At 32.3% G+C, this 18,415-nt stretch carries 23 protein-coding genes and 1 riboswitch; of the genes, 20 read left to right on the forward strand and 3 right to left on the reverse strand.

The window, feature by feature from the left end; all coding sequences use genetic code 11:
- The first annotated feature begins 22 nt into the window (after window positions 1–22).
- From comGC to gcvPB, 8 genes are all read left to right on the forward strand, one after another.
- Window positions 23–331, forward strand: coding sequence for a competence type IV pilus major pilin ComGC (comGC, locus tag MUA37_RS06500; protein ID WP_103387866.1), 309 nt, complete (start codon window positions 23–25; stop codon window positions 329–331).
- Window positions 321–758, forward strand: coding sequence for a competence type IV pilus minor pilin ComGD (comGD, locus tag MUA37_RS06505; protein ID WP_103387867.1), 438 nt, complete (start codon window positions 321–323; stop codon window positions 756–758). Before comGC ends, comGD begins: the two co-directional genes overlap by 11 nt.
- Window positions 739–1,038 carry a hypothetical protein gene (locus tag MUA37_RS06510; protein WP_002509755.1) on the forward strand — a complete coding sequence of 100 codons (300 nt, stop codon included), beginning with the start codon at window positions 739–741 and terminating at the stop codon, window positions 1,036–1,038. Before comGD ends, MUA37_RS06510 begins: the two co-directional genes overlap by 20 nt.
- Window positions 1,013–1,441, forward strand: coding sequence for a competence type IV pilus minor pilin ComGF (locus MUA37_RS06515; RefSeq protein WP_002509754.1), 429 nt, complete (start codon window positions 1,013–1,015; stop codon window positions 1,439–1,441). The genes MUA37_RS06510 and MUA37_RS06515 overlap by 26 nt, the downstream gene beginning before the upstream one ends.
- 167 nt (window positions 1,442–1,608) lie before the next feature.
- Window positions 1,609–2,121: a shikimate kinase gene (locus tag MUA37_RS06520; RefSeq protein WP_002509752.1), complete on the forward strand. Its 513-nt coding sequence runs from the start codon at window positions 1,609–1,611 to the stop codon at window positions 2,119–2,121.
- Window positions 2,118–2,211, forward strand: a riboswitch (glycine riboswitch). Its footprint overlaps the gene before it by 4 nt.
- A 77-nt stretch (window positions 2,212–2,288) precedes the next feature.
- Window positions 2,289–3,380, forward strand: a complete 1,092-nt coding sequence (gene gcvT / locus MUA37_RS06525) for a glycine cleavage system aminomethyltransferase GcvT (RefSeq protein ID WP_021459931.1) — start codon at window positions 2,289–2,291, stop codon at window positions 3,378–3,380.
- A gap of 18 nt (window positions 3,381–3,398) precedes the next feature.
- Window positions 3,399–4,751, forward strand: coding sequence for an aminomethyl-transferring glycine dehydrogenase subunit GcvPA (gene gcvPA / locus MUA37_RS06530; protein WP_002509750.1), 1,353 nt, complete (start codon window positions 3,399–3,401; stop codon window positions 4,749–4,751).
- Window positions 4,738–6,213 carry an aminomethyl-transferring glycine dehydrogenase subunit GcvPB gene (gene gcvPB / locus MUA37_RS06535; RefSeq protein ID WP_002509749.1) on the forward strand — a complete coding sequence of 492 codons (1,476 nt, stop codon included), beginning with the start codon at window positions 4,738–4,740 and terminating at the stop codon, window positions 6,211–6,213. Before gcvPA ends, gcvPB begins: the two co-directional genes overlap by 14 nt.
- Before the next feature lie 135 nt (window positions 6,214–6,348).
- Here the strand turns inward: gcvPB and MUA37_RS06540 are convergent, their stop codons facing one another.
- Window positions 6,349–6,735 (reverse strand): rhodanese-like domain-containing protein, encoded by a 387-nt coding sequence (locus MUA37_RS06540; protein WP_021459932.1) that lies wholly within the window; start codon window positions 6,733–6,735, stop codon window positions 6,349–6,351.
- Window positions 6,736–6,879: 144 nt separating this feature from the next.
- Here MUA37_RS06540 and MUA37_RS06545 point away from each other — a divergent pair, with 144 nt between their 5' ends.
- Window positions 6,880–7,710 (forward strand): lipoate--protein ligase family protein, encoded by an 831-nt coding sequence (locus MUA37_RS06545; RefSeq protein ID WP_002509747.1) that lies wholly within the window; start codon window positions 6,880–6,882, stop codon window positions 7,708–7,710.
- Between the two features lie 288 nt (window positions 7,711–7,998).
- On the opposite strand, the gene MUA37_RS06550 is transcribed toward MUA37_RS06545, so the two are convergent.
- Both MUA37_RS06550 and MUA37_RS06555 read right to left on the reverse strand, forming a co-directional pair.
- A complete protein-coding gene (locus MUA37_RS06550; RefSeq protein WP_002509746.1) occupies window positions 7,999–8,214 on the reverse strand; it encodes an SA1362 family protein in 216 nt (71 codons plus the stop codon).
- A 28-nt stretch (window positions 8,215–8,242) separates the two neighbouring features.
- Window positions 8,243–8,824, reverse strand: coding sequence for a hypothetical protein (locus MUA37_RS06555; RefSeq protein ID WP_103387869.1), 582 nt, complete (start codon window positions 8,822–8,824; stop codon window positions 8,243–8,245).
- A gap of 103 nt (window positions 8,825–8,927) precedes the next feature.
- On the opposite strand from MUA37_RS06555, the gene MUA37_RS06560 reads away from it, so the two are divergent.
- The 11 genes from MUA37_RS06560 (at window position 8,928) to recN (ending at window position 18,395) form a co-directional block, all read left to right on the forward strand.
- Entirely contained in the window at window positions 8,928–9,986 is a 1,059-nt protein-coding gene (locus MUA37_RS06560; protein ID WP_262624387.1) for a M24 family metallopeptidase, read from the forward strand.
- Window positions 9,987–10,014: 28 nt separating this feature from the next.
- A complete protein-coding gene (gene efp, locus MUA37_RS06565) occupies window positions 10,015–10,572 on the forward strand; it encodes an elongation factor P (RefSeq protein ID WP_002509743.1) in 558 nt (185 codons plus the stop codon).
- Between the two features lie 290 nt (window positions 10,573–10,862).
- Window positions 10,863–11,330 (forward strand): acetyl-CoA carboxylase biotin carboxyl carrier protein, encoded by a 468-nt coding sequence (gene accB / locus MUA37_RS06570; RefSeq protein WP_002509742.1) that lies wholly within the window; start codon window positions 10,863–10,865, stop codon window positions 11,328–11,330.
- On the forward strand, window positions 11,330–12,688 hold the full coding sequence (gene accC, locus MUA37_RS06575; protein WP_262624388.1) for an acetyl-CoA carboxylase biotin carboxylase subunit: 1,359 nt from the start codon (window positions 11,330–11,332) through the stop codon (window positions 12,686–12,688). The genes accB and accC overlap by 1 nt, the downstream gene beginning before the upstream one ends.
- An 11-nt stretch (window positions 12,689–12,699) precedes the next feature.
- Window positions 12,700–13,074: an Asp23/Gls24 family envelope stress response protein gene (locus MUA37_RS06580; protein ID WP_002509740.1), complete on the forward strand. Its 375-nt coding sequence runs from the start codon at window positions 12,700–12,702 to the stop codon at window positions 13,072–13,074.
- 58 nt (window positions 13,075–13,132) lie between these two features.
- On the forward strand, window positions 13,133–13,519 hold the full coding sequence (gene nusB / locus MUA37_RS06585; protein WP_002509739.1) for a transcription antitermination factor NusB: 387 nt from the start codon (window positions 13,133–13,135) through the stop codon (window positions 13,517–13,519).
- Between the two features lie 16 nt (window positions 13,520–13,535).
- The gene (gene xseA, locus MUA37_RS06590) at window positions 13,536–14,873 is read left to right on the forward strand and encodes an exodeoxyribonuclease VII large subunit (protein ID WP_002509738.1); all 1,338 of its coding nucleotides are present in this window, start codon (window positions 13,536–13,538) and stop codon (window positions 14,871–14,873) included.
- Window positions 14,866–15,093 carry an exodeoxyribonuclease VII small subunit gene (locus MUA37_RS06595; RefSeq protein WP_002509737.1) on the forward strand — a complete coding sequence of 76 codons (228 nt, stop codon included), beginning with the start codon at window positions 14,866–14,868 and terminating at the stop codon, window positions 15,091–15,093. Before xseA ends, MUA37_RS06595 begins: the two co-directional genes overlap by 8 nt.
- The gene (locus MUA37_RS06600; protein WP_002509736.1) at window positions 15,077–15,961 is read left to right on the forward strand and encodes a polyprenyl synthetase family protein; all 885 of its coding nucleotides are present in this window, start codon (window positions 15,077–15,079) and stop codon (window positions 15,959–15,961) included. Before MUA37_RS06595 ends, MUA37_RS06600 begins: the two co-directional genes overlap by 17 nt.
- Window positions 15,962–16,250: 289 nt before the next feature.
- On the forward strand, window positions 16,251–16,703 hold the full coding sequence (gene ahrC / locus MUA37_RS06605; protein ID WP_002509735.1) for a transcriptional regulator AhrC/ArgR: 453 nt from the start codon (window positions 16,251–16,253) through the stop codon (window positions 16,701–16,703).
- Between the two features lie 21 nt (window positions 16,704–16,724).
- Window positions 16,725–18,395: a DNA repair protein RecN gene (gene recN / locus MUA37_RS06610; protein ID WP_002509734.1), complete on the forward strand. Its 1,671-nt coding sequence runs from the start codon at window positions 16,725–16,727 to the stop codon at window positions 18,393–18,395.
- Window positions 18,396–18,415 lie beyond the last annotated feature (20 nt).

Below are 18,415 nucleotides of genomic sequence, written 5' to 3' on the forward strand. Positions count from 1 at the left end.
AAAAGGAGTAAATATGAAAAAAATGTATAAAAGAACTGTTACAAAAGCTTTTACATTAATAGAAATGTTACTCGTACTATTAATCATTAGTTTATTACTCATACTAATAATCCCTAATATTGCAAAACAATCAAAGCATATACAAAATACAGGTTGTAAAGCACAATTAAAAATGGTCGATAGCCAAATAGAAGCATACACATTAAAAAATAATCAAGCACCAGCAACAATAGATGACCTTGTTCGAGAGGGGTATATTAAAGAGAATCAAAAACAATGTAAATCCGGTGCAAATATTACAATTACTAATGGTGAAGCTGTTGCTAGCTAGGCACGCATTTACTTATATTGAAATGTTATTTGTTTTATCAATTATTGCGATTATATTGTATATGCAAATGAAATTTCTACATGACACACACAGCGTTTATACACGTGACAATCAAATTCAGCAGTTGATTCTAAAATTTTACTATTTTAAATCTAAAGCAATTAAAGAAAACCAATCTATAACAATGTTTTTCAAACCATATAATCAAGAAATATCTATGATGGATATGCAAAATACATCATATCAACCCATACTAATTACTAATGGTTTCATCCATCCTAAAACTAATTTAAAACACCTGACATTTGATAAACATGGTAATACACATCAATTTGGTTCATTATATATTAAATTACAGCAGCAACTTTTCCGAATAATATTTAATATTGAAAAAGGGACTATTAGATATGAAAAAGTTAAAGAGTAATATATTGCTGGATAGTTTATTAACATTTTCACTAATCATGACGCTTTGCCTCGAAATTATTCCATTAACTTATCAATTAGAAACTACACTTCAAAATCAATTGAACAAACTAGAGGCTAAAAGAATTTTACTTTATGATTTAACTTTATCCAAGACTATTGATAAAAAGTCTAAAACAATTGCTCAATATAAAATTACCTATCATTTAAAAAACGTGTGTATTAAGAATCACAGTTTGAAAGAAGATCTTTGCTATGAATATAAAAATAAAAAGCTTTAGTTTTATCGAAATGCTATTTACGATGTTGATTTTAACAATTGCTGCTCATTTACTCCCATTACTTATCAAACAAGCAGTACTATTTAATTCACATTACACCTCTACACAATATATAGAACTAGAATTATTTGCACGTGATATCACTCAATCTATCGTTACTTCACAACATAAATTAACAATTATTCATCCCCAGAAATTTTCAATAGCAACCTCGAAAAATCAAACATATTCTTATAGTTATAAAAATGGGAAAGTTATTAAACAAGTAAATGATAACGGATATATTATTTTATTGAATAATGTATTATCTTTTCGTGTAGCAACAATAGCAACCCATCATTTAGCAATACATTTAAAATTAGTAGAAAAGGGGGAATATTTTGAAAAAACAATCTATTTATAGTATGAAAGGGTTTTTATCCTCTTTTGTTGCCGGGTTTTTTATGCTATATTTATCTTTAATATCTTTCTATTTAATTCATCATAGTTTAAAACTTAAAACTTTAAATAATATAGAAAAATATTATGATTCCCAAATTGAAAAACACATATAAAAGGAAGATTTCATTCATGAATAGTGCTTTAACGCCAATAGTATTAATAGGATTTATGGGTACTGGCAAAACAACATTAGGTCAGTACATGGCAAAAGCTAATAATTACACATATATTGATTTAGATCATTATATTGTAGAACAAGAACAAAGAACCATCCCAGAAATTTTCGAGTCAGATGGTGAATCTGTTTTTAGACAATTAGAAGCATTTTATTTACAACAATGTCTCGAACAGTACGATATTATTGCTACTGGTGGAGGTATTATTGAAGGTGAACAATCGCTCCAATTGTTGAAACAAGTAAAATATGTTTATTGGTTAGATTGTGAATTAGAGGTTTTATATGAACGTGTGAAATCCGACGAAAATCGACCGAATGCGAATAACAAAACATTTCCTGAATTAAAATGGTTGTATTTATCTAGGGTTTCAAGATATAATGAAATCGCATTCAAAAAAGTTAATAGTAATCAAAAACTTTGTGATTTACAGAGTGAAATTATACAAAGTTTGATTAGCGATTGATCAGTGTTGGAGAGAATGACAATGTATAAACGTCATCGCCGAAGGTGCAAGTTTAACGAAACTCTCAGGCAAAAGGATAACACTGTGACGCGTTCCTGAATAATGTGACAGGGTAGCTTATTTAGCTATCCTGTTTTTTTAATAAATATTTAATTGGGGGTATCTTGATGTCTAGTAATCTTAAACAAACGCCATTGTACCAAACATTTGTGGACAGTGGAGCTAAAATTGTAGAATTTGGTGGTTGGGCAATGCCTGTCCAGTTTTCTAGTATTAAAGAAGAACATAATGCTGTTCGAACTGCGGTAGGATTATTTGATGTTAGTCATATGGGAGAAGTACTAATAGAAGGTCCAGAAGCTGACCAATTGGTTCAATACCTACTTTCAAATGATACCGATCAGCTTACTACAGAAAAAGCACAATATACTGCTTTATGTAATGAGGATGGTGGCATTATTGATGATTTAATAACATACAAATTAGCTGACCAATCTTATTTACTTGTTGTCAATGCAGGTAATACAGATAAAGATTTTGAATGGATGCAACAACATGCACAAGATTTTGATGCTCAAGTAACGAATGTATCAAACCAATATGGTCAATTGGCAGTTCAAGGTCCTGAGGCACGTGGACTTATACAGGAGCATGTAGATATTGACGTATCCGAAATGAAACCATTTGAATTCAAAACAAACGTATCTTGTTTTGGTAAAAATGTAATTCTTTCACAATCAGGTTATACCGGTGAAGATGGTTTTGAAATTTATTGTGAAGCACAAGATACTGTAGAAATATGGGATAACCTTATTGATAACAATGTAGTACCTTGTGGATTAGGTGCTAGAGATACACTAAGATTGGAAGCTGGTTTACCTTTACATGGTCAAGATTTAACTGAATCAATCACACCATATGAAGCTGGAATTGCTTTTGCGGCTAAGCCATTAATAGAGGCTGATTTTATAGGGAAATCTGTATTAAAAGATCAAAAAGAAAATGGATCTAAACGCAGAGCTGTTGGATTAGAAATGATAGATAAAGGCATTCCAAGAACTGGTTATAAAGTATATGACCTGGATAATAATGAAATTGGTGAAGTAACTTCGGGTACGCAATCTCCATTTTCTGGTAAATCAATCGCTTTAGCATTAATTGAGAGAAGCGAATTTGAATTAGATAAAGAAGTATTGGTTCAGGTTAGAAAGAGACAAGTTAAAGCTAAAATCGTTAAAAAAAATCAAATTTCAAAATAGTATTGAGGGGTGTACAAAGTGAGTCATCGTTATATTCCATTAACTGAACAAGATAAACAAGAAATGTTAGATGTTATAGGTGCCAAGTCCATTGATGAATTATTTGGAGATGTACCTAAAGATATTTTATTAAACGACGAATTACAAATTGCTAATGCTGTTCCGGAAACAACATTATTTAGAAAGTTAAGTCAAATCGCAAGTAAAAACGTCACTAAAGAAACACATACATCATTTTTAGGTGCCGGTGTATATGATCATTATGCGCCATCTGTAGTTGATGCTATGATTTCTAGATCAGAATTTTACACTGCATATACGCCATACCAACCTGAAATATCACAAGGGGAATTACAAGCTATTTTTGAATTCCAAACGTTAATTTGTGAATTAACAGATATGGATATTGCCAATTCTTCTATGTATGATGGAATGACAAGTTTTGCAGAGGCATGTATTTTAGCCTTCAACCAAACTAGAAAAAATAAAATTGTCGTTTCTAAAGGCATGCATTACCAAGCATTACAAGTGTTGAAAACATATGTAAAAACACGTGAAGAGTTTGAAATTGTAGAAGTTGATTTAGATGGTACTATTACAGATTTAGATAAATTAGAAAAAGCAATAGATGATGATACTGCTGCAGTTGCAGTACAATATCCTAACTTCTATGGTTCTATTGAAGATTTGGAAAAAATTCAATCCTTTATCGAATCTAAAAAAGCATTGTTTATTGTCTATGCGAATCCACTTGCACTTGGCTTATTAACTCCACCTGGTACTTTTGGAGCTGATATTGTTGTTGGTGATACGCAACCGTTCGGTATTCCAGCACAATTTGGTGGACCACACTGTGGCTTTTTCGCAACAACTAAAAAATTAATGCGTAAAATACCTGGTCGCTTAGTTGGTCAAACAGAAGATGATGATGGTAACCGTGGCTTTGTATTAACATTACAAGCACGTGAACAACATATTCGTCGTGACAAAGCAACCTCAAACATTTGTTCAAACCAAGCATTAAATGCACTGGCTTCATCAATATGTATGTCAGCACTTGGTAAACAAGGCATATATGATATCGCAGTTCAAAACTTTGAAAATGCTAACTATGCAAAAGAACAATTTAAAGCACAAGGTTTTAAAGTTGCAGAAGGTACATCATTTAACGAATTTGTTGTAACATTTGATAAACCAATCGCAGAAATTAACCAATTATTAGCTGAAGAAGGCTTCATTGGTGGTTTCGATTTAGGCCAAGTAGATTCAAACTTAGCACAAAATATGTTAATTGCAGTAACTGAGTTAAGAACAAAAGATGAAATAGATACATTTGTTGAGAAAGCAGGTGAACTCAATGGTAGTAAGTAAATCAACACCATTAATATTCGAACGTTCTAAAAAGGATAGATATGCTTATTCCTTGCCGCAAAAAGAAATTGATAATGATGCAGTTAATCGTCTTTTAGATGATAAGTTCATTAGAAAAAACAAAGCAGAATTCCCTGAAGTAGCTGAATTAGATTTAGTGCGTCATTATACTGAATTATCTAATAAAAACTTTGGTGTCGATTCAGGTTTTTATCCACTTGGTTCTTGTACGATGAAATATAATCCAAAAATCAATGAAAAAGTGGCACGAATACCTGGATTTGCGGAATCACATCCATTACAAGAAGAAGATCAAGTACAAGGTTCACTGGAAATTGTTCATAATTTACAAGAAGAACTGAAAGCAATTACTGGTATGGATGAAGTTACATTACAACCCGCAGCAGGCGCTCATGGTGAATGGACGGCTTTAATGATCTTTAAAGCATACCATCAAAAAAATGGTGAAGGTCATCGTAATGAAGTAATAGTACCAGACTCAGCACACGGTACTAACCCAGCATCAGCTGCTTTTGCAGGTTTTAAAGCTGTCACTGTTAAATCAAATGAACGTGGAGAAGTCGATGTTGAAGATTTGAAGCGTTTAGTTAATGAAAATACAGCTGCTATTATGTTAACGAATCCAAATACTTTAGGTATTTTCGAAAAGAATATTATGGACATCCGCAACATTGTTCATGAAGCAGGTGGATTATTGTATTATGATGGAGCAAACTTAAATGCCATTATGGATAAAGTAAGACCTGGTGACATGGGCTTTGATGCTGTTCACTTAAACTTGCATAAAACGTTCACTGGTCCTCATGGTGGCGGTGGTCCAGGATCTGGTCCTATCGGCGTTAAAAAGGAACTTGCAAGCTTTTTACCAAAACCAATGGTCGTAAAAGAAAATGATACTTTCAAATATGATAATGATATTGAAAATTCCATCGGTCGTGTTAAACCGTTTTATGGTAATTTTGGTATATATTTACGTGCATATACCTACATTCGAACTATGGGTAATTTAGGTTTGAAAGAAGTTTCAGAAGCAGCCGTACTTAATGCGAATTACATTAAAGCACGCTTAAAAGATCATTTTGAAATTCCTTATGAACAATATTGTAAACACGAATTTGTTCTAAGTGGTTCTAAGCAAAAATCTGAAGGTGTTCGAACATTAGATATGGCGAAACGCTTATTGGATTTTGGTGTACATCCACCAACAATTTATTTCCCACTTAACGTAGAAGAGGGCATGATGATTGAACCAACAGAAACCGAATCCAAAGAGACTTTAGACTATTTTTGTGACTCTATGATTCAAATTGCTGAAGAAGCTAAAAATGATCCGGATAAAGTGTTAGAAGCACCACATACTACTATTATTGATCGTTTAGATGAAACACAAGCTGCGAGAAAACCTGTTTTAAAATTTGAAAACTTACGTAGCGAAAAATAATTAGAAAACCCCCTGATGAACTTTTAAAGTATCATCAGGGGGTTTTTAAAAATTAGCAACGATTTTTAAGAGTATTTACTTACATTAATTTAGTTGAGCATTACTCTATCATTTAAAATTATTACCATCAATTTATTATTTTTTAGATTTAATTTTGCCAGTCCATTTTTTATAACCGCCTTTGAGCATGTACAAATCAGTGTAACCGTTTTTCTTTAATGTACGTGCTGCACGATAACTCGCAATCCCATTCGCATCACAAAGATAAATAGGTTGGTCTTTTCTTAAACCTTGAAATCTTTGTTTAAACATTGTAATAGGAATATTTCTTGAACCAACAATATGGCCATAATCATAGTCAACTTTTTCTCTAACATCAATGACTTGTGCTTTTCTTAAACCGTTATGAAATTCATTTTGATTTAATTCAGTAACAGCTTTTTTATTAAGCATATAGTTAACTATCATATAAACAATGATAATAATTAGTATTGCTAATGCTATAAACCAAAAACTACTCATCTTGCATCCTCCCTATTTTCCCGATAATATATATTATAAGACTGTTATAACGATTTATCAAAATATTTTTGTTATAATGTTAAAGTTCTGTAAACGATAACAAAAATAAATGTTCTTATTTAATATTGATTGGAGTTTTTTATTGTGACTGAAACTTGGAATTTTATAAATACTGGTAGTAATGATCCTTACTATAACATGGCATTTGATGAGGCATTACTAAATTTTGTATCAAGAGGTGAAATTGACCCAGTTATACGCTTTTATACGTGGAACCCGGCTACCTTGTCAGTGGGATATTTCCAAAGATTAACTAAAGAAATTGACACTGCAAAAGTCAAAGCACTTGGCTATGGTTTAATCAGAAGACAAACCGGTGGTAGAGGTGTACTACATGACAAGGAATTGACTTATAGTGTTATTGTTCCTGAATCACATCCTAACATGCCTAGTACAATAACAGAAGCATATCGTGTTATTTCTGAAGGGTTACTTGAAGGATTCAAATTATTAGGATTTGATGCATATTTCGCAATTCCACGTTCCGAAGAAGAGCGAGAAAAGTTAAAGCAACCACGTAGCGCTGTTTGTTTTGATGCACCTAGTTGGTATGAATTAGTAGTAGAAGGGCGAAAAATTGCCGGTAGTGCACAAGTTCGTCAAAAAGGTGTTATATTACAACACGGTTCTTTATTACAAGATGTTGATATTGATGAACTTTTCGACTTGTTTATTTTTAAAAATGATCGCTTGAAAGATAAAATGAAACAAGCGTTTGTCGATAAAGCTGTAGCAATCAATGATATTGCAGAACGTCATATTTCTATTGCTGAAATGGAATCAGCATTTGAAGCTGGCTTTAAAAAAGGTTTAGATATTGAATTCAAACCACTCAAACTTACGCCATCACAATTACAAGAAGTAGATGAATTAATAATAAAATATAAATCTGATGAATGGAATTATCGTAAATAATGAGCTTCATATGCATCTGCACAATAACTTAATACGCTGTTAATTAAACGATTCAGTTATTGATAGTCTAAAACTGTCGACAAATCTTCTGACTTTGTTGGCAGTTTTTATGCACGCTTTTCCCGGGCACTGCCTTAGCCTATAGTCTGCGGAACGTGCTATTTTGAATAACTTATATAAATAAAAATAAACCTTTCGCAAATTAATGCGAAGGGTTTATCTACGTTTTGAGGCTATGTTACTACTTGTCACTCAGCCCTTTATTTTATAGCATGTTGCAAGTTGTAATTAATGTTTATTACGACGTTTAGATTTTCTAACTGCTCGTTTATATTTCCGCTGATCTGGTGTTAAAAAGAAAAAGTAATAAATTAAATAAATAATCCCACCTAATATGGCTAAACTAATAACCATTTGCACGAAACTAAAAATAAACGTATCTAAGTTCATAATTAGTCCAAATAGTGCAACCGCTATGACAAAATAAAATAAAATCTGCTTCATCATTGCTATTATGCTCCTTTCATGTAAGTTATTGTTCGTTAATACTTACTTCAGTTAAGTCTTGTTGCCCTGCTTTTAATTTCTTTTTATCTTTGGCACTGTATCCCTCTTTAATTTTAGCTAAAGCTTTTGATAAGTCTTTATTAAGTGTTTTTATATTTTTGTGCTTACTTTTTGCATCTGAAGACATGTCATCAGTATCAACCTTGCCTTCATATGTAGCGTATGCTTTATCAGTATTACTAATTAACTTGTCTAATTTACTTTGTATTTTCTGATCGGCTTTATTTTTAGTTAAGTCTGGTTCAAGTGAATTATAGTCACTAATGACATTAGCAATATCATCATAATATTTTGATGATGCTTTCATATAATTAACACGCTTTTCATTACTTTTAGCTTTTTTCATATTTGCTTTATCTTGCTTCAAATCAGCAATTTTAGCTTTTTGATCAGTTATACTTTGGTTTAGTTCTTGAATATCTAATTTTAAATTATGATTTTTTTCTCGTAAATCAGTCGATTTTTCTTCTAATGGCGCTAGATTTTGACTACCACATCCCGCGAGTATACATGATGCGCCAATAATTGATATTATTTTCTTTTTCATCATTTTCTCCTAATTCAAAAACTATTTATTATCATATTATTTATGCTATCATTTTAATGTATATAAAGAAAATGTACAAATTTATTGAATAGGGGGATTCAGCATGGACAAACTTGAACAATTAAGATCCTTTATTGCACAAAAACATTTAGATGGTGTCATTGTATTATCTGAATATAACAGACGCTATTTATCAGGTTTTACTGGTACGAGCGGGGCGTTACTTATCACAAAAGAGGAACAGTATTTGATTACTGATTTCCGTTATATTGAACAAGCAACAAGTGAAGCACCAGCATTCCATATAATTAATCGACAAAACAGTCTCATTCAATCTCTAAAAGAACAAATAAGCACACTAAATTTACAAAACATTGGTTTTGAAGGAAATTTAGTAAGTTATGATGAGTATTTACAACTCAGTAAATCTTACGTTAGTTTAATTAGTATTAGTGGCGCAATTGAAAAAATTAGAGAAGTTAAAAACCCGACAGAAATTGAAATTATCCAAAGTGCTGCGAATATTGTAGACCAAGCGTATGAGTACATTTTAACAGTAGCCAAAAGTGGTATGACGGAACAACAATTAAAAGCTAAATTAGAAAGTAAATTATTAGAGCTTGGTGCTGAAGGAACATCGTTCTCTACTATTGTTGCATCTGGACATCGTGGTGCCTTGCCTCATGGCGTTGCAAGCGACAAAATTATCGAACAAGGAGATATGATTACCTTAGACTTCGGGGCATATTATCAAGGTTATGCTTCAGATATTACTAGAACATTTGCTATTGGAGAACCTAATCCAAAACTTAAAGAAATTTATAACATTGTATTAGCTGCAAATCAGAAAGCTATAGAAGCTGCTAAAGCTGGTATTTCTAGTAAAGCATTAGATGCGGTTGCCCGTGATTACATTACCAAGCAAGGATATGGTGAGGCATTTGGTCATTCACTTGGACATGGTATCGGTTTAGATGTACATGAAGGGCCAGTTTTAGCAAAAAATACAGACAGTGCCTTACAAGTTAATAATTGTGTTACAATTGAACCCGGCATTTATATAGACGGATTAGGTGGCGTACGTATCGAAGATGATATTTTAATCACAGAAAATGGTTGTCAACGCTTTACTAATTCCACAAAAGACCTTATTATTTTATAGAAGAGCGTATATTTGAGGAGGAAACTGAATGATTTCGGTTAATGATTTTAAAACAGGTTTAACAATTTCAGTAGATAATGGTATTTGGAAAGTAATTGATTTCCAACACGTAAAACCAGGTAAAGGTTCAGCGTTTGTGCGTTCTAAATTACGTAATTTAAGAACAGGTGCTATCCAAGAAAAAACCTTTAGAGCGGGTGAAAAAGTTGAGCAAGCGATGATTGAAAACCGTCGTATGCAATACCTTTATGCAGATGGTGACATGCATGTATTTATGGACAATCAAACTTTCGACCAAATAGAACTAGCAGCTGATTATTTAGAAGATGAACTAAAATACTTAAAAGCTAACATGGAAGTCCAAATTCAAACTTATGAAGGTGAAACTATTGGCGTAGAATTACCTAAAACAGTTGAATTAGAAGTGACTGAAACAGAACCAGGTATCAAAGGAGATACGGCAACAGGTGCTACTAAATCTGCTACTGTTGAAACAGGTTACACTTTAAACGTACCTTTATTCGTTAATGAAGGTGACATTTTGGTAATCAATACAAGCGATGGTAGTTATATTTCAAGAGGCTAAGCCAATAACGAATCTTGGATAATAACTAAACGACAGACAAGCGCTTATGTTAGTGTAATAGTAATAAACTCTATCTGAGTATCAAGTCTACACTCAGCGAGTCAGAAATCATTTCACCTTATATGATTTCTGACTCGCTTTTTATTTTTATGATATAAATACACAAAAATGTAAATTAAAATGATAAAATAATTAATATACGCAATACCAACGTGCATATACTTGAATTGCGTTTTTTAGTCAAGTAAAATAAGCATGGTAGATGAAAACATTCTGAAGGAGTTATATTTATGAATTTTAAAGAGATAAAGGAATTAATAGAAATTTTAGATCAATCAAGTCTTACTGAAATCAATATTGAAGATAAAGGTAATGTAATTAATCTTAAAAAAGAAAAAGAAACTGAAATCATTACACCACAAATTTCACAACAACCTGTTCAACAATCAGTTGCTCCAGCTGAAACACCGGCAACACTACCTAGTGCATCAACGGATGTCACAACTACATCTAATGATAGCGATGCGAAAACAATTAATGCACCAATGGTAGGGACATTTTATAAATCTCCTTCACCAGAAGAAAGCGCCTATGTACAAGTTGGTGATACTGTAGCAAATGACACAACAGTATGTATCTTAGAAGCAATGAAATTATTTAATGAAATTCAAGCTGAAGTTACCGGGGAAATTACTGAAATCTTAGTTGAAGACGGTCAAATGGTTGAGTATGGCCAGCCGTTATTTAAGGTGAAATAATGAATAAAATTTTAATAGCAAATCGCGGAGAAATTGCCGTTAGAATTATTAGAGCATGTCATGAATTAGGATTACAAACAGTAGCTATTTATTCTGAAGGCGATAAAGACGCATTACATACTCAAATAGCAGATGAAGCATACTGCGTTGGACCAACACAATCCAAAGATTCATATTTAAACATCGCAAATATTCTTTCTATTGCAACTTCAACTGGTTGTGATGGCGTACACCCTGGGTACGGTTTTTTAGCTGAAAACGGAGACTTTGCTGAATTATGCGAAGCATGTCAATTGCAATTCATAGGTCCTAATTATGAATCAATTCAAAAAATGGGAATTAAAGACATTGCTAAAGAAGAAATGAAAAAAGCTGATGTTCCAGTTGTTCCTGGTAGCGAAGGATTAATTAAATCTATCGATGATGCAAAAGATATTGCTGAAAAAATAGGTTATCCTGTTATTATTAAAGCTACCGCTGGTGGTGGCGGTAAAGGCATCAGAGTAGCTCGTGATGAAAAAGAATTAGAAAATGGCTATAAGATGACACAACAAGAAGCAGAAACTGCTTTTGGTAATGGGGGTTTATATTTAGAAAAATTCATCGAAAACTTCCGACACATAGAAATTCAAGTCATAGGCGATAAGTTTGGCAATGTAGTTCATTTAGGTGAGCGTGATTGTACAATACAGCGTCGTATGCAAAAACTAGTCGAAGAAGCACCATCACCCATATTAACGCAAGATAAGCGCGAGGAAATGGGACAAGCAGCTATACGCGCAGCTAAAGCAGTTAACTATGAAAATGCGGGTACAATTGAATTTATTTTTGATTTAGATAGTAATAATTTTTATTTCATGGAAATGAATACACGTATCCAAGTTGAACATCCAGTAACTGAGATGGTCACAGGCGTCGATTTAGTTAAATTACAATTAAAAGTGGCCATGGGCGAAGCGATACCTTTCAAACAAGAGGATGTTGTTATAAATGGTCACGCAATGGAATTTCGTATCAACGCAGAAAATCCATACAAAAATTTCATGCCATCTCCAGGTAAAATCACACAGTATTTAACGCCAGGTGGCTTTGGAGTTAGAATTGAATCTGCATGTTATACGGATTATACAATCCCGGCATACTATGATTCTATGGTTGCTAAACTTATAGTACATCAACCTACACGAGAAGAAACAATTATGACTGGATTACGTGCTTTAGGAGAATTTGTAGTTTTAGGAATTGACACGACAATTCCATTCCATATGCGCTTGTTAAATAACGAAACATTTAGAAGTGGTTTATTTAATACAAAATTCTTAGAAACGCATAATATTATGGATGAAAAAACAGACTAGGAGGTTTGTTTATGGTAAAAGTTGCAGGACATGCACAGTCTAATTTAGGAAATATAGAAATTTCAACAGAGGTACTTGCAGTTACAGCAAGTATCGCTACATCTGAAATTAAAGGTATACATGGTCATTTTAAAGAATTGAGAAATGCGAATTTTGATGAAATTACGCAACGTCAATTAAATAAAGGAATCCAAATTGAAATTAAAGATGAAGATTTATATATCGATGTCTTTTGTGCTTTCGAACAAGGTGTAAATATCTCTGAAACAGCTAAAGCTATTCAAAACGCTATTTATAACGCTTTAACTACAATGACTGCAATTGAACCGAAGCAAATTAATATTCACATTTCGCATATCGCTGCAGCCAAAGGAAATAATAAATAGTAGGTTATTTAGTGACTGAGCCGTAGATATAAAAGAATGACACTTGAAGGAGTTAACAATGAGTAGAAAAGAATCGAGAACACAAGCGTTCCAAACATTATTTCAAATTGAAATTAAAAATAATACACTGACGATTAATGAGGCAATAAACTTTATTAAAGACGAAAATGAAGACTTAGATTTCGACTTTATTACTTGGCTAGTAACAGGCGTTAAAGATCACGAAACGGTATTAGATGATAAAATCCAACCCCATTTAAAAGAGTGGACTTTAGATAGACTGTTAAAAACAGATCGTATTATTTTAAGGATGGCAACTTTTGAATTATTACAAAGTGACACACCTAAAAAAGTAGTTATTAATGAAGCTGTGGAATTGGCAAAACAATTTAGTGATGATGATCATTATAAATTCATTAATGGTGTATTAAGTAATATTGAGTAAAAGAGTGGTAGATAACATGGCTGACTATTTAAGTGTTTCTGCTTTAACAAAATATATTAAATATAAATTTGATCAAGACCCTCATTTACAATCTGTATTAATCAAAGGCGAATTGTCCAACTTTAAAAAGCATTCTAGCGGACATTTGTATTTCAATGTTAAAGACCAGAATAGTGTGATTAATGCGATGATGTTCAAAGGCGTTGCAGCAAAGCTAGATTTTACACCTAAGGAAGGCGACCAAGTATTACTTGAGGCGCGTGTCTCTGTTTATGAGCGTCGAGGAAACTATCAAATATATGTAAATAAAATGCATATGGATGGCGTAGGAAATTTATATCAAAAACTAGAAGCATTAAAGAAAAAATTATCTGAAGCGGGTTATTTTGATGAACGGCATAAACAAGAGATACCAAAGTACCCCAAAAAAATAGCTGTTCTCACAGCAAGTACAGGTGCAGCAATCCGTGATATTTATTCAACGATTAATAATAGATATCCTCTTGCTGAGCAAGTACAAATCAGTACATTAGTTCAAGGGGAACAAGCTAAACAAGATATCATTGAAAAGATTCAATACGCTCAATCATTAGATGTAGATACTATCATCATTGGTAGAGGTGGCGGGTCTATAGAAGATTTGTGGAACTTTAATGAAGAAGAAGTTGTCAAAGCAATATTTAATTGTCCTAAGCCCATTATTTCTGCTGTAGGACACGAAACTGATTTTACTTTAAGTGATTTTGTAGCTGATATTAGGGCAGCAACGCCTACACAGGCAGCGGTAATCGCTACACCTGATCAATACGAATTGCATCAACAGCTTCGCCAAGTTAAATTATTTTTAACACGAAATATTAAACAACATGTTCAACAACAACGTAAATATTTAGAACATACAGCTTCTTATTATAAATTTAAAACACCATCATTACTTTATGACCAGCAAATTCAAAAGCGTGATGATTTAGAGAAACAATTAAAATTGAATATGCAGCTAACGTTACAAAATAATAAGCAACAATTATCATTGTTAAAAGGTCAATTTAATTTAAAAACTTTTAAACAAAATATTGTGACACATCGTAATCAAACGCTTCAAAAACAACAAGAATTAACTAAAATTATTCACGCTCAGCTCCATAACAAAAAAACAACACTTGCGAGTAAATTGGATAATCTTAATACTTTAAGTCCAACTAACACAATGTTGCGAGGTTATACAATTGTAAATAAAGATGAACAAGTAATTACAAGTACACAAGATTTAAAAGAAAATGATAATATTGAATTAACAATGAAAGATGGTATCGTTGAGGCTCAAGTAAAGAAAGTTAGGTGTAAAGATGAGTAACAAACAAAGTTTTGAAGAAATGATGGAAGAACTAGAAACAATCGTTCAAAAGTTAGATAATGAGAACGTATCTTTAGAAGAGTCATTAGAATTATATCAGCGTGGTATGAAACTCTCTGCTAGTTGTGATGAAACATTAAAAAATGCAGAACAAAAAGTCAATGAATTAATTAAAGAAGACGAAGAAGTAAAGGAACAAGATAATGAAACAAAAAGTTAACACATTCACTGAAGAAATTAATAATGCAATAGCAGTTATAATACCACAATCACCTTTATCAACTAACTTAGAAGAAAGTATGAGTTATTCATTGGAAGCTGGAGGCAAACGTATTCGCCCAGTTTTACTTTTATTAACATTAGATATGTTGACTAGTAACCATGAACAAGGATTATCACCGGCACTCGCCTTAGAAATGATTCATACTTATTCATTAATTCATGATGACTTACCACCAATGGACAATGATGATTATCGCAGAGGCAAACTGACTAATCATAAAGTTTATGGTGAATGGAAAGCGATCTTAGCTGGAGACGCTTTATTAACTAAAGCATTCGATGTCGTGTCGCATGACGAAACACTATCTGACTCCGTTAAACTGAAATTAATACAACGCTTGTCACAAGCAAGTGGTCATTTAGGAATGGTTGGCGGACAAACATTAGACATGCAAAGCGAAAATCAAGAAATACAAATTGATTTAGCTACGTTAGAACAAATTCATAGAACTAAAACAGGTGCCTTAATTACATTTGCCGTCATGGCTGCTTCTGACATTGCACAGGTAGAAAATCATGTTGCTGATGCATTGTATGAATATAGTGATCATATTGGACTGATGTTCCAAATCAAAGATGACTTGCTAGATATATATGGCGACGAAGAAAAGTTAGGTAAGTCTGTTGGAAGTGATCTAGAAAATCATAAGAGTACTTATGTTTCATTATTAGGATTAGACGGTGCTGAAGAAAAACTACAACATCACACCGATGCTGCTTATGATTGTTTAGCTCAAATTGAGCAACAATATGATACATCCAATTTGAAATATATCATTGAACTATTCGTTAATAGAGATCACTAGTTAATAATAGGTTGTGATATAAAGTATATTACTGTAGCAATTATAATGGTATTACAATATAGCCATTACTAATATACTTTTATTCCAACCTATTTTATTTTTATTTAACCGAAACAACAATTTTATATTTATACAGTTAATTTATTTATATTAGCAACTATTTCAGGTAGAAACACTGGCCAGTAAAGAATCTAACTAAATTGCCAAGTTATATATACATTCTTAGTAGTAGATAATATCGCTGTATGATAAAATCAATGTATAAATATTCGTATATAGAGGTGTTATCATGGCTAAAAAGTCAGTTAGACATATTAAAATTAGAGAAATTATTTCTAATGAAAAAATTGAAACGCAAGATGAACTTGTTAAACGCTTAAATGAATATGAATTAAATGTTACGCAAGCGACTGTTTCAAGAGATATTAAAGAATTACAATTAATTAAAGTTCCAACGCCTACAGGACAATATGTTTATAGTTTACCAAATGACCGCAAATACCACCCTTTAGAAAAGCTAGGGCGCTATTTAATGGATTCTTTTGTCAACATTGATGGAACAGAGAATTTACTAGTGCTTAAAACACTGCCTGGTAATGCACAATCAATTGGAGCAATTTTAGACCAGATTGCTTGGGATGAAGTATTGGGTACTATATGTGGTGATGATACTTGTTTGATTATTTGTCGTGATAAAGAGGCAAGTGAAAACATTAAAACTAGAATCTTTAATTTATTATAGTTAGAGGGAAGTGATTTTACAATGTTGCAAACCTTATCAATAAAACAGTTTGCCATCATTGATGAATTAGAAATTCAATTTGGTGATGGCTTAACTGTACTTAGTGGTGAAACTGGTGCTGGAAAATCAATTATTATTGATGCTATAGGCCAGTTAATTGGTATGAGAGCTTCATCTGACTATGTACGTCACGGTGAGAAAAAAGCGGTTATAGAAGGTATCTTTGATATTGATAATAGTCAAGAAGCTATAGCTGTGTTGCATGATTTAGCTATAGATACAACGGAAGATTTTTTACTAGTTAAACGAGAAATTTTCAGCTCTGGCAAAAGTATGTGTAGAATCAATAATCAAATTGTTACGTTACAAGACTTACGTAGAGTAATGCAAGAATTGCTAGATATACACGGACAACATGAAACGCAAACTTTACTTAAACAAAAATACCATCTACAGTTATTAGACCATTATGCAGAGGATCAGTATAAATCATTAATTGATGATTATACACAGACCTTTAAAGCTTACAAAGCTAAAAAGAAAGAGTTGCATGATTTGGAAAGTGCAGATCAAGCATTATTACAACGTTTAGATTTATTGAAATTTCAAAATGATGAACTGTTAGAAGCGAACCTTGTTGAAGGTGAAACAGAGCAATTAGAGATGGATATTAAACGTATTCAAAATTCTGAAAATCTAAACTTAGCATTGAATAATGCTCATATGACTTTAACTGATGAACATGCTATCACAGATAGATTATATGAATTTAGCCACCAATTACAGACTATTAATGATATATTACCGAACAAATATGACAGTCTAAAAGAAAATGTGGACCAAATTTACTACACATTAGAAGATGCTAAACACCAAATTTATGATGAATTGTCAAATACTGAATTTGATGAACAATATTTGAACGAGTTAGAGTCACGTATGAACTTACTAAATAATTTAAAAAGAAAATATGGTAAAGATATTAGTGAACTAATACGTTATCAAACAACAATAGAAAACGAAATTAATAAAATAGAAAATTATGAAGAGAGTACTTCACAGTTAAGAGAAGAAATTCAATCCTTATATCAACAAGTATTATCTAAAGGTAAGGCGCTATCACAAGAACGTAGAGCTGTAGCACAAACATTACGTGATCATATTGTAGCGGAAATTCAAAATTTACAAATGAAAGATGCTAATTTGGAAATTTCTTTTAAACCATTAGATGAACCGAACATAGAAGGTATAGAATTTGTCGAATTTTTAATAAGCCCTAACAAAGGTGAACCGTTAAAAAGCTTAAATAAAATTGCTTCCGGTGGTGAATTATCCCGAATCATGTTAGCTTTAAAAAGTATATTTGTTAAATCACGTGGCCAAACTGCAATTTTATTTGATGAAGTCGATTCAGGTGTTTCCGGACAGGCTGCACAAAAAATGGCAGAAAAAATGAGAGAAATTGCACAACATATACAAGTCATTTGCATTTCCCATTTACCACAAGTTGCAACAATGAGTGATCATCATTTACTTATAAGTAAAGTCGCACATGAAGATAGAACAACATCAAAAGTCACTGAACTAACAGATGATAAACGTATTGATGAAGTAGCTCGTATGATATCTGGGGCTAATGTAACTGAAATCACGAGACAAAATGCAAAAGAAATGATTGAACAAAATCGTTAAATACTAACCAACACTATGCC

The organism is Staphylococcus arlettae, from assembly GCF_025560845.1.
GTDB classification, from domain to species: domain Bacteria; phylum Bacillota; class Bacilli; order Staphylococcales; family Staphylococcaceae; genus Staphylococcus; species Staphylococcus arlettae.

What these genes read in the sequence shown, in the direction of transcription:
- comGC (WP_103387866.1), top strand. Translation starts at nt 23, where the DNA reads ATGTATAAAAGAACTGTTACAAAAGCTTTTACATTAATAGAAATGTTA.
- MUA37_RS06510 (WP_002509755.1), top strand. Translation starts at nt 739, where the DNA reads ATGAAAAAGTTAAAGAGTAATATATTGCTGGATAGTTTATTAACATTT.
- MUA37_RS06515 (WP_002509754.1), top strand. Translation starts at nt 1,013, where the DNA reads ATGAATATAAAAATAAAAAGCTTTAGTTTTATCGAAATGCTATTTACG.
- MUA37_RS06520 (WP_002509752.1), top strand. Translation starts at nt 1,609, where the DNA reads ATGAATAGTGCTTTAACGCCAATAGTATTAATAGGATTTATGGGTACT.
- gcvT (WP_021459931.1), top strand. Translation starts at nt 2,289, where the DNA reads ATGTCTAGTAATCTTAAACAAACGCCATTGTACCAAACATTTGTGGAC.
- gcvPB (WP_002509749.1), top strand. Translation starts at nt 4,738, where the DNA reads ATGGTAGTAAGTAAATCAACACCATTAATATTCGAACGTTCTAAAAAG.
- MUA37_RS06540 (WP_021459932.1), bottom strand. Translation starts at nt 6,735, where the DNA reads ATGAGTAGTTTTTGGTTTATAGCATTAGCAATACTAATTATTATCATT.
- MUA37_RS06550 (WP_002509746.1), bottom strand. Translation starts at nt 8,214, where the DNA reads ATGAAGCAGATTTTATTTTATTTTGTCATAGCGGTTGCACTATTTGGA.
- MUA37_RS06555 (WP_103387869.1), bottom strand. Translation starts at nt 8,824, where the DNA reads ATGAAAAAGAAAATAATATCAATTATTGGCGCATCATGTATACTCGCG.
- MUA37_RS06560 (WP_262624387.1), top strand. Translation starts at nt 8,928, where the DNA reads ATGGACAAACTTGAACAATTAAGATCCTTTATTGCACAAAAACATTTA.
- efp (WP_002509743.1), top strand. Translation starts at nt 10,015, where the DNA reads ATGATTTCGGTTAATGATTTTAAAACAGGTTTAACAATTTCAGTAGAT.
- accB (WP_002509742.1), top strand. Translation starts at nt 10,863, where the DNA reads ATGAATTTTAAAGAGATAAAGGAATTAATAGAAATTTTAGATCAATCA.
- accC (WP_262624388.1), top strand. Translation starts at nt 11,330, where the DNA reads ATGAATAAAATTTTAATAGCAAATCGCGGAGAAATTGCCGTTAGAATT.
- MUA37_RS06580 (WP_002509740.1), top strand. Translation starts at nt 12,700, where the DNA reads ATGGTAAAAGTTGCAGGACATGCACAGTCTAATTTAGGAAATATAGAA.
- nusB (WP_002509739.1), top strand. Translation starts at nt 13,133, where the DNA reads ATGAGTAGAAAAGAATCGAGAACACAAGCGTTCCAAACATTATTTCAA.
- xseA (WP_002509738.1), top strand. Translation starts at nt 13,536, where the DNA reads ATGGCTGACTATTTAAGTGTTTCTGCTTTAACAAAATATATTAAATAT.
- MUA37_RS06595 (WP_002509737.1), top strand. Translation starts at nt 14,866, where the DNA reads ATGAGTAACAAACAAAGTTTTGAAGAAATGATGGAAGAACTAGAAACA.
- MUA37_RS06600 (WP_002509736.1), top strand. Translation starts at nt 15,077, where the DNA reads ATGAAACAAAAAGTTAACACATTCACTGAAGAAATTAATAATGCAATA.
- ahrC (WP_002509735.1), top strand. Translation starts at nt 16,251, where the DNA reads ATGGCTAAAAAGTCAGTTAGACATATTAAAATTAGAGAAATTATTTCT.
- recN (WP_002509734.1), top strand. Translation starts at nt 16,725, where the DNA reads ATGTTGCAAACCTTATCAATAAAACAGTTTGCCATCATTGATGAATTA.